This window comes from Microcoleus sp. B7-D4, assembly GCF_036705125.1.
Classification (GTDB): domain Bacteria; phylum Cyanobacteriota; class Cyanobacteriia; order Cyanobacteriales; family Microcoleaceae; genus Microcoleus.
In genome coordinates this window covers 1-11,168 of record NZ_JAUBTT010000089.1, presented here as the reverse complement: position 1 = coordinate 11,168, position 11,168 = coordinate 1, and the positions used below count along the sequence as shown (strand labels likewise).

The following is an 11,168-nucleotide window of genomic DNA, read 5'->3' as shown; positions in this document are numbered from 1 at the left end:
GTTGGTGTCGATATTGGCGTTGGTTCTGGATTGGGTGTTGGTGTCGATATTGGCGTTGGTTCTGGATTGGGTGTTGGCGTCGATATTGGCGTTGGTTCTGGATTGGGTGTTGGTGTCGATATTGGCGTTGGTGCTGGATTGGGTGTTGGTGTCGATATTGGCGTTGGTTCTGGATTGGGTGTTGGTGTCGATATTGGCGTCGATATTGGCGTTGGTTCTGGATTGGGTGTTGGTGTCGGGGTTGGAGTGGGATTAGGTGTTGGCGTGGGATTAAGTGTTGGCTCGCTGTCAGCTTTCACTGTGACGATCGCCTTGGCAGTCCCACTACCGCCATTGCTATCACTCACGGTGTAATCAAAAGTCGCCTCTCCAGTGAAATTGGTGGCAGGGGTGAAAACAACATTGCTGTTTTGGTCGAGTACAACACTACCGTTGTTGGCATTGCCAACCTTGCTAATATTTAGAGCATCGCCGTCTATATCGCTGTCGTTAGCCAGCAGGGTTGTTGAGGCGATCGTAACGGGAGTATTTTGATTGGTGGTAGCGGTGTCATCTTGAGCTAACGGTGCATCGTTGACGGGAGTGATTTCCAGCGTCACGATTTGGGAGTCTGTCCCTTCTTTACCGTCGCTGACAGTATAGCTAAAGGTTCCAGCCGCACCATTCGCATTTGCAACAGGAGCAAATACTAATCCTGTTAGCTTATCAACCGTTAAGGTATTTCCAACTGCCACTGCTGTATTATCAGCTAATCGAACCACACCTTTAGTTGTCTCTGGCAGCGCATCAATTGTAATAGTTAGTGGGTCGCTATTTGCATCAGTTGGTGCTGTAATATCCAAGGTTGTAGCGACGGCATCTTCTAAAATTGTTAGGGTTTTGTCATTATTTGCTATTGGTAGTTTGTTGCTAGATATCGGCGCGATATTAACATTCACGCTGGCAGTCGATGTAAAGTCAAAAAGGTCAAATGCCTTAGCTGTAATAGTTCTGGTGCCAACTGTCCCAGAAATATTGGCAAACGTAGCCTGATATTTGTTAGTACCTGTTGGAGCTGCGACAACAGTTTCGTCAGGAGCATCGACAACACCATTGCCATTGATATCAAAGGAAACACGCACTGACTTAATTGCCGAGTTGTCAGTTGCAGTTAGATCGACGGTCAAAGAACTACCAACGACTATTTCAACGCTAGGCGCTGGTTGGTTAATACTAACCAAGGGAGTTTCGTTATCAGAAGGGCCATGTAATTGTTCTATTGTTTCGCGGGTAATCTCTGACTCTTCAGAGTCCGGCAATTTCGTACCCATTTGGTATTCTTTACCAAAGCTATTTCCTAAATTGTCTAAATAGTTGGAGAAATCGAGTTTGATATGGCTCCAGTCATCAAAAGGCAGACTTCTCGAATAGTCTCGGACTAGCTGACCCTTTTCTCCTGGAAAACCCTGATAGATATAATTCATCAGGCTTTGGTAATTAACCTTGAGGTCGTAAATTGTTTTATTGTAACCGTCAGTACCAGGTGGGTTAGTTTTTAAATTATCAAATCCTCCGTGAAACAAGCCCAAATTATGACCTAGTTCGTGAGCCAACGTTTGCCCTTGGTAAAATCCTTTTACATAAGGGATTTCTTTCTTAGATTCAGGTGAACTCGGATTAGGAACGTAAGATAACTTGTTATTTTCTGGGCCGCGACTGCCTTTTAGAGAAATGATTAGGTCGTTGCCAGGAATAGAATAGCGTTCTTTGCTATCCGGAACAGATATTTCAGCCCAACCTGAATTTCCGGGGAACTGATAAAGATTATTTGAATCTTTTTTTGCAACCTCGTCTGCAAATATAGCATAATGGAAAGCTAGCTCTCGCGCTCGCTTGGTTGTTGTACCAAAGAAATTATTTTTGATACTTTCAAACGATCTGACGACTATAGGGCGACCCAACGGATCTGGATCTTTAAAAGTCACTGGCTCATCTGGGCCAAAGAAAACACCATGTATGTGGTTGCCAGTAACTGCTTCGGCAATCTCGTCGCCTCCTTGAAGATATAGCGGGTTGGGAGCACCTCCTGCCAAAGGACCCATATTTCGATAAAGGTTCTTTCCAGCATCAACGTGAACAGTGATGCCAGTGCTGCCATCTGGATTTTGCACGGGTGCATTGGCAAACATCTTTACCAAAAAATCGATCGCCTCTGGTTCTGGAGAAAAATCACGCTTCGTGACCAGATCCGGCTTCAACCAATCAATTTCTAGGAACAAGTCTTTGCGATCGGGGTTGGCTCCCATTGCTGCCAAGTTGAGATCTACAACCCCATCTCGATCGATGTCAATTCCATTAGTCTCCCAATCATCTAGCAAGCCATCTCCATCGGTATCCAGATGCTCGGCACGCACCACCATATCGCCTTTATCCGTAGAAACCCAAAAACCAAGCCTGTGGTCGCCTTGTTGTTGTTTGCTGACATCTGTTGTGGCTTTGCTGAGAGGGTCATAGACTGCGATCTTGTCAACTGTGGCGTCGTTAATCTTATCCCCTATTTGAATGGCAGGAATCGGACTGGTTTTATTAAAATCAAGTACCTCAGGCGGTGCGGTAGGAGATAGGGGTTTTTCCACTGCAACCCGAACCGTCCAAAGACCTTCTTGACCTGAGAAAAAGAAAGGTTTATTAGTGACCGGATTGTTGCGACTAGGTGTGTTTGGTGTACCAATAAAAGAAACAACGAAGCTATCGCCAGCAGTTATGCCATTCTCTCCCTTATCTAGGTAAGAGACAGCCACTCTACTGTCCAGATCGAAGCTATCTAAGAATATAGGAGCACCTGAGTCGTCGTATCCTAATTCCGCTTTTGGTTCCGTCGTGTTTTCTCCGGCAATCGGAATAAGTGTGCGAAGGCCAGATGGATCTTTAATGTTATTGATGCTGGCAAAAATACCAGGGCCCCTGCCTCGATCGCCTGCAAAAACAACGATGTTTCCATCATCACTAATACCCGGACTCATACCCAGTTTAGTAAATTTCCTGTAGGGAGGATTAGGACTAGAATTGGCGATATCAACAGACTTACCTAAGTCGTAATCAAACAACTTAATCGGCGAAGGCGGAGTAGTTCCATCCCCAAGCTTATTTCCAAACCGCACAACGATTTGTCCGTTGTCAGCAATCATGGGACGCGCTGCTACAGCAGATTGCGTTGAGAGTGGGGTTGTGTTATATCCAATCGATGCCTCAGTTGCTAATAACCTATTTACATCGTCTAAAGCAGAGAAAACTACTTGTCCCTTGTTGTTGATGCTTGGCTGGCTAAAGACGGTATCGAAAGAATCAAAAATACTGCCAGAAGTCGTTACAATATTTTCAAAATTTTCATCTTTTGTTGCTCCTGGATTGTCAGCATTCCTGACCCGAATTGCGCCGATAGCTTTAAAATCAGCACTTATCCGTGAATCGTGAGTTACGATTTTGTTGTCATTATTAATCTGAACAGCCCGTGTAGAATTAGCAGCTACAGAATTACTTCCTGTAATATCTCTAATTGCTTCACCATTGAACGGCCCAGCAAAAATATCAGTTGATATATCGGGAGTAGCCATAAAGGCTACGATACCCGCATCATTAATTGATGGGTTGTCTCCTATACTTTTCCATCCCAATGTATTTGCAGATGCAATGACATCGAATTTGTAGAAAGCGCTCATAAATTATTTCCTTAGTTTGTTGTGGTATTTGCATTACAGAAAATTTGCGATCGCCCTTCGCCATCCCTACTGACACAAGAGCGATCGCTGCGAAACTTGGTACAACCGAGGCATAGCATTGAGTAATTTAGGACGTACTGAAGAAGCAGAAGCTAGCTTTAAGCAAGCAGAGGTGCTGAAACCTAACCACCAGTTATATCATGTCCGATCGGGTTTGCGATCGTTTACAGGTGGTTTTGGATTGGGGTTACTGGTTGAGATGACTGGCTATTATCAGCGATCGCAGTTAGCTCATTTGCTCCTTTAGCCTGGATCAAGCAGTCCTTGACATTCCCAAACAACTTGCACTCTATAGTAGTGTCTTTGGTAAATTTCAGATCGATCGTTCCTTGGGGCTTAACTGATTTCTCGATCAATTCCTCCTCTAACTTTTTAAAAGCCGCGATCGCATTGTTTGCTTCAGCATTTACTCCTGTAACCTGCAATAGGATTTTTCTGACTTCCTCGAAATGACTGCGGTTTAAAACAGTGCCTTCTGGAATTATTAGATTGGTTGTTCCTTCCGGGCTGTCGGATTTTTTTTCGACTTCCTTTTCTAGGGTTTCAACAGCCGCGATCGCCTTGTCCATCTTAGCATTATTATTTTTCTGCTTGATTTTTCTTTTTTGTTCACTTGCCTCTTGCTGAGTGATGGCTATTAAGAATCGATCTTGCAAGGAACGGAAGACAGCAGTCCCTGCCGAACCAGCGACTAAGGACATTGCTAATAAACTCAATACGCTCGCTGGTTCGATAACCACCATAGTAGGAACAGCAGCAAACGCACCAATAATAATTCTGGAAAAAATGCCCAAATCAATTACATTGTCTACAGTAGCGTAAGCAAGTTTTGCTGCCAATTCATCCTCGCTGGGTGCGTGGGGTCGCTCAATATTGCCTTGCAGGTTCAGCAACTCAAAAATAATCCCGCCAACTCCTCCAGCAATTAGCGTCACTAAAAGCACTACATAAAATTTGGGATTGTCTAGAGACTTGCTTTTTAAAATTACTTCGACATCCCAATCTGTTTGGCCAACCTGAGTAGAAAGTGCTGGTAGCGATGCCGGCGGACTTGGTTTATCGCTCTGGGCGCAGGCATCTGTGACACCTATGCTACTGGCTAGGAATAACCCAATCAGAATACATTTTATGCGTTTCATATTTTAGTTTCTCACTTTGTGGAAAATTTTAGTTTTAGCGATCGCTTTCTACCATTCCCGATAACTAGGATGCGAGCGCACTTCGCCATCCCTACTGAAACAAGGGCGATCGCGTGTATTATTGAGGAGTACAGAATTGTGAGTAAGTATTTAACACTAATCAACGAATACATCTGCTCCTCCAGAACCTGTTAATCCAAACGTTCCTGGTTCTTTGTCACGGCCTTCTCTGGCAACACACCAACCACTTTCATAAACAAAGTTACCAGCAACATTAGTTTGGTTTGTTTCTGAGTTAATGACTACATTGTCCACATGATCGTAATTCCAATTATGTAAAATTTCATGAACTATTACGCCTGCCCAGGTATTTTTATTAAAACGAGGGTTTGACAAATTGTAAGCATTAAGGCTTAAGGCAAAATCCTTTGCTCTTTCGTTAGGTTGTTGAATAGTAAGGCCTAGAATAGCTTGTCCCAAAATCTTGTTCTCTTCATACATTTTACTAATATAAACGCGCCTGGGTCGTCCTAGTGCCCGGTCATTTACAGGATATTGAGTAAGAAAAATTTCAACAGCACCTTTAGGATTTGTACCAAAATAACCATTATTTACATACTTGCCAATACAATCATAAACTTCTTTGCGTTGTAACAGTTCTTGAGCTTGGGCTAGACTTTCCCATATTAGCTGGCGCTGTTCGTCAGAAAAACTTTTAGCAACTCGGGGAGCGGGAAATTTAGGCCAAGAATATGCACTTTTTGGGCTTGAATAAAAATCCTCTGGGTTAAAATTCTGTTCAACCGGACGACGTTGACGACGTTGACCCGGAATTGGTTTATTACGTTGGGATAAAGCGTCTGGTACAAATGAAGGATAGTCAGCCTGAACTGGCAGTTGTCTCCCGAGAAGACCAAGAAGTGATACAACCAAAATACTTACAGCAAGAATTAGCAATAATTTTTTATTTGACATTTTCATAAAATATCCTTCCCTTTTAATATTGAAATTCACTGGTTCAATCAACCTTGATTCAGTAATAACCCGGATGCGGCAGCGGTGTCTGTGAGTAAAAGTTATAAATAGTTATATCGTGGCTGCAAACTATACCAACTTTTAAGTATAATTGCTTAAATACCTGCACTTGGGGACAGGAACCACGACCCTTGCGCTCACACACCGGGTAATTTTAAATAAATGACGATCGACGAAGCACTGCTTTTCCTCGACTCAGTTCTCAAACAAGAGGACCTCAACGATATTCACATACTGGTATTGCGGCAGACTTGGGAAGGACACTCTTATCCAGATATTGCCAAAAGCGCGGGTTATGATGCCGAATATATTAAGTTTGTTGGGTTTCAGTTATGGCAAATTCTCAGTCGGGTATTCGGAGAAAAAGTCACCAAGAGTAACGTTCAGTCAGTTATGCGACGGCAAGCACAACATACACAATTAGCCGTGCCACTACCAAATAGCCAAATTAGTCACAATATCAACCAACAAATCGATCGCAGTGGTACGATCGCCGATCGACTTACAACTGATGTAACCAAACTCAACAAAACTATTAATTGGGGAGAGGCAATTGATGTTTCTATTTTCTACGGACGTGCAGAAGAATTAGCTTTATTAGAACAGTGGCTAATCGGCGATCGCTGCCGCCTAGTAACGCTGTTGGGGATGGGTGGCATTGGCAAAACCTCTCTGTCTATCAAGTTAGCAGAACGCATCCAAGAACAATTTGATTATATTATTTGGCACAGTCTCCGCAATGCTCCATTAATACTTGACTTATTGGTAGAATTGATTCAATTTCTCTCGAACCAAAAGGAAACGAATTTACCAGACACCTTAGATGCTAGAATCTCGCGACTGATACACTATCTGCGACAGCATCGGTGTCTGTTAATATTAGATAACGTCGAGTCTATTCTACAGGAAGAAGAACGCACGGGTTCTTATAGAGATGGATATGAAGGATACGGTCAACTTCTGCGATGCGTAGCCGAAATAAATCATAAAAGTACCCTGCTACTAACCAGTCGAGAAAAACCGATTGGTTTAGCCGCAAAAGAAGGAAAAAAGTTGCCAGTTCGTTCATTACAACTGACAGGTTTAACAACCCCAGAAGCACAGGAAATTGTCCAAGGGATTGCTTTTTTTCAAGGTTCAGACTGCGAATGGGATATTTTGAGATCCCACTATGCTGGAAATCCGTTAGCCTTAAAAATGGTAGCTCCAGCCATCCATGATTTTTTTGACAGTAGCCTGACCAAATATTTAGAACTTTTAAATCAAGGAACTTTAGTATTTGATGATATTCGGAACCTATTAGACCGACAATTTAATCGTTTATCAGATTTAGAAAAAAAGGTGATGTACTGGCTGGCGATCGATCGGGAGCCAGTCTCGCTGGGAGAGTTACAACAAGATTTTGTTTCAAAATTAACTGTCAAAGAATTACTAGAGGTTTTAGGTTCTCTCGTTAGACGTTCTCTCATCGAAAAAACCTCAGACGGCTACACTCAACAACCCGTCGTCATGGAATACATGACGGAACGATTAATCGAAAAAGTCTGCACAGAGATAACCAACAGCGAAATTGACATTCTCAGAAGCCATGCTCTTCTCAAAGCTACAGCTACAGAATACCTTAGAGATACGCAAGCTCGTCTTATCCTTAAACCTATTGCCGATCGACTGCTTTTTACTTTTGAAAGCCAGCAACTTCTAGAAAACCAACTCAAACCAATTCTGGCATCACTGCGCGGTAAACTAACACTAGAAACTGGCTATGCTGCGGGTAATATTATAAATCTATTGCGTCAGATGCAGCCAGATTTAAGCGGTTGGGATTTTTCTAATTTGACCGTTTGGCAAGCTTATTTACCCGATACGAATTTGCATCAGGTCAACTTGGCGGGTTCTAATTTAGCTAATTCCGTTTTCGCCGAAGTTTTGGGCAGTGGTTTGTCAGTCGCTTTTAGCCCGGATGGAAAACTTTTAGCAATGGGCGATACGAATAGTGAGATTCACTTGTGGCAAATGCCAGAAGCTAGGCTGCTGAGAACTAGCAAAGAAGACGGCAGCATCGTGTTATCCGCTGCTTTTAGTCCGGATGGGAAAACTCTTGCTACTGGCGGTAGTAACGGGACGATTCGTTGCTGGGATGTTAGCAGTTGGTCTATCCGTCAAATATTGCAGGGAAATACTAGCACTGTGCTGGGAGTTGCTTTCAGTCCTGATGGCAAGATGCTTGCTAGTAGCATCGGTGATGGAACTGTGCGTTTTTGGGATTGGAGTAATGGACGATGCTTGCTAACTTTGCCAGCACACCAAAGTCAGGCGCTATCGATCGCATTCAGTCCTCAAGGTAAGATTTTAGCTAGTGGCGGTGATGACGGAACGCTCAAACTGTGGGATGTAGAGACGGGAGAATGCCTGAAAATGTTTGAGAGTGACAGCAGTCAAATTCGATCGGTGGCTTTCAGTCCAGATGGTAAAACGGTAGCCCGTGGTGATGATTCTGCGATCGACCTCTGGGATATTAACACGGGTGAAGTCTTGAGGATTTGCTCTGGGCATTCACAAATAGTGGTGTCTGTTGCCTTTAGTCCTGACGGCCAGATTTTAGCAAGTTGCAGCGAAGACCGCAGCGTGAGATTGTGGGAAGTTGCATCCGGTCAGTGCCTAAAAACACTGCAAGCACACACCAGTCGGGTTTCAGCCGTCGCGTTTCATCCAGATGGCAAAACTTTAGCTAGCACTGGTGAAGACCGCACGCTAAAACTGTGGGATGTTAAAACAGGTCAATGTCTGAAAACACTTTACGGGCAAAGCAATCCAGTGACATCGGTAGTTTTTTCACCAGACGGTCACAGCTTAGCCAGTAGCGATCGCGCCGTCAGATTATGGAATGCTAAAACAGGAAAATGTCTTAAAAGCTTACAGGATGGACAGACTAATCGGTTGAAATCCATTGCTTTCAGTCCCGATGGACACTTGCTTGCAAGTGGATTCTATGACACTACTGTCAGGTTATGGGATGCTACGACTGGACAGTGCCTAAAAAGTTTACAGGGTCATTCAGCTTGGGTTTGGGGAGTCGCCATCAGTCCCGACGGTAAGACGTTGGCTAGTTTCAGTGGCGACCAGATTATAAAACTATGGGATATCAGGACAGGGCACTGTCTTTATACTTGCGCCGAACCAGAGGGCTGGGTGTTGGCAGTTGCGTTTAGTTTTTCAGGTCATATCCTCGCTTCTGCCACTGCTGATAATACGGTGAAGTTATGGAATATCAGTACAGGGGAAGTTTGGAAAACTTTTACCGGACATAGCGGTTGGGTTTGGTCTGTTGCCTTTAGTCCTGACGGTAATATCCTGGCAAGCAGCAGTAGTGACAGTACCATCAAATTTTGGGATATCAATACAGGAGAATGTCTGACCACCCTAGAGGGACATGACGGTATTGTGTCATCTGTAATGTTCAGTCCTGATGCTACACACTTGGCGAGTGGCGGTCATGACCAAACTGTACGAGTGTGGGATGTTAGCACGAATGAGTGCTTGCAAGTTCTGCGGGGACACGACAATTGGGTGTGGTCGGTTGCTTTTAGTCCAGATGGTCGAATTCTAGCCAGTGCCAGCCAAGATGAGACGATTAAGCTTTGGGATGCAGTAACGGGTGAGTGTAGCAAAACCTTGCCTGTTCCCAAACCTTATGAAGGAATGAATATTGCAGGTGTTAAAGGTTTAACTGAGGCGACTATTGCGACGCTCAAAACACTGGGGGCAGTTGAAGTAAGTTGATCGTGACTATAGCAATCCTAAATGATTCAGATACATTTGTAGGGGTAGTGCCCCCGTGCCTACCCCCTATCTATCGGGCAACCGGGCGTGGGATTGCCCCTACAATAATTATGCAAATGATTTAGGATTGCTATAATACCAAATCCGGGTTTACTACCCCTTTTTTTTTGTATTATTTGTCATTGCGAGGAAGGAAGCAATCGCAGAGACTAAGCGATTGCTTCGTTCCTCGCAATGATATCAACTCCGCTAGCATCGTCGGGCGTAAAATCGAATCAACAGTCAATACTCAACTATCATTCAGTTTTTCGACTCCAAGTTAACAGTCAACAGTCAACAGTCAACAGTCAACAATAATTCCGGTGCAACCGGAATTGATATGACGGAGGGGTAGTCATGATATTAAACCCGGATTTGGGATCGGGCGACTACATTGGAGGGGGTGGGGCGTCTTGAATTTTAGCCAGTGCTGCTTTCATTTCAGGAGTGGCTAGCAACTTTTGGGTATCTGCGATCAAACGATCGCCCCAGAGGTTTTCTTTGAGATATTCTACGGTAGCATACCGTTTGTCGAGTTTTAGAGCTGCTTCTCCCATCGCTAAGCCTTTTTCTTTGTCACCTTTTGTGTACAATGCTACTGCTAGAGCTAGCATTGCTTCGGCTGCTTTGTCGTCGATCACGATCGCTTCTTGCCAGCGTTTGATGGCGCTATCAACATCTCCCATTTCGTATTTGACTAATCCGATATTGTTAATAGCCGGCCACAGGTTTTTTTCTAAAGCAAAGGCTTTTTCGTATTGGGCGATCGCCTGATCGAACCGCTTCAGCTTATAAAAAGCATTGCCTAAATCAAATAATGCACCGGGAGTGTCTGGTTTTAGTTTTAATCCTGCTTGCAAATATTCGACTGCTTTCTCGTAGTTCGTTTTCCGAAAATGAGCTTCTCCCAAGACAAATTTAATTGATGGATTTTCTGGCGACAGAGATTGAGCTTGCCCCAAAGCTTCAATGCCTTTGTCAAACTGCTCGACTTGAAGGTACAAGCTGCCTAACAAAGTCCAAGTTTGAGCATTTTTTGGCGCTAACTGTGTGGCGAGTTCGGCTCTGGGTACCGCTAGTTGGTACTGCTGGAGTCTGGCTAGCTGGACGGCTTCTTCTGCAAGGCTCAAGGCCGTTTGTTCGAGTTGGGCCGAGTCGATTTGCAGGGTGTAAGGCAGGAGTGCCTGTGCAACAGCAGGCTCGGGCATTGTCCACAAACCGAGTGCGAGTAGCAGAGATATTAAAGGAATGCGATTAGGCACTGTACAGCCCCAGAAAAAAATATAAGGGTTTCTCGATCGCCTATAATAACTCATATTTTTGAGTTTTGATATTGCTTCCAGGGTAAGAGCATCTCAATCAGCCTTGACAAAAGGATTTGAGAAGAAGCATCATGTATTCATCATTCATTGCAGCC

General features: G+C 44.0%; 5 protein-coding genes and 1 pseudogene. 2 read left to right on the top strand and 4 right to left on the bottom strand.

All coding sequences use genetic code 11. The features are described 5' to 3' along the window. Window positions 1-3,698 (bottom strand): Ig-like domain-containing protein (locus QUB12_RS28590; RefSeq protein ID WP_333309436.1); only part of this gene is annotated, 3,698 nt, incomplete at its 3' end. Between the two features lie 103 nt (window positions 3,699-3,801). On the opposite strand from QUB12_RS28590, the pseudogene QUB12_RS28585 reads away from it, so the two are divergent. Then, window positions 3,802-4,005, top strand: a pseudogene (locus QUB12_RS28585) (tetratricopeptide repeat protein); the annotation flags it as partial. Here QUB12_RS28585 and QUB12_RS28580 read toward each other — a convergent pair. Together QUB12_RS28580 and QUB12_RS28575 are read right to left on the bottom strand one after the other, a co-directional pair. After that, window positions 3,923-4,897, bottom strand: a complete 975-nt coding sequence (locus tag QUB12_RS28580; RefSeq protein ID WP_333309434.1) for a hypothetical protein — start codon at window positions 4,895-4,897, stop codon at window positions 3,923-3,925. The pseudogene QUB12_RS28585 and the gene QUB12_RS28580 sit on opposite strands and share 83 nt — an antisense overlap. Before the next feature lie 156 nt (window positions 4,898-5,053). Further along, the gene (locus QUB12_RS28575) at window positions 5,054-5,911 is read right to left on the bottom strand and encodes a hypothetical protein (protein WP_333309432.1); all 858 of its coding nucleotides are present in this window, start codon (window positions 5,909-5,911) and stop codon (window positions 5,054-5,056) included. Window positions 5,912-6,094: 183 nt separating this feature from the next. Here QUB12_RS28575 and QUB12_RS28570 point away from each other — a divergent pair, with 183 nt between their 5' ends. Next, window positions 6,095-9,712: a WD40 domain-containing protein gene (locus QUB12_RS28570; protein WP_333309430.1), complete on the top strand. Its 3,618-nt coding sequence runs from the start codon at window positions 6,095-6,097 to the stop codon at window positions 9,710-9,712. Window positions 9,713-10,140: 428 nt separating this feature from the next. Here the strand turns inward: QUB12_RS28570 and QUB12_RS28565 are convergent, their stop codons facing one another. After that, window positions 10,141-11,013 carry a tetratricopeptide repeat protein gene (locus QUB12_RS28565; protein ID WP_445252052.1) on the bottom strand — a complete coding sequence of 291 codons (873 nt, stop codon included), beginning with the start codon at window positions 11,011-11,013 and terminating at the stop codon, window positions 10,141-10,143. Window positions 11,014-11,168 lie beyond the last annotated feature (155 nt).

Bases quoted from the DNA above. Each gene is read 5' to 3' on its own strand.
- QUB12_RS28580 (WP_333309434.1), bottom strand. From the start codon at position 4,897: ATGAAACGCATAAAATGTATTCTGATTGGGTTATTCCTAGCCAGTAGC.
- QUB12_RS28570 (WP_333309430.1), top strand. From the start codon at position 6,095: ATGACGATCGACGAAGCACTGCTTTTCCTCGACTCAGTTCTCAAACAA.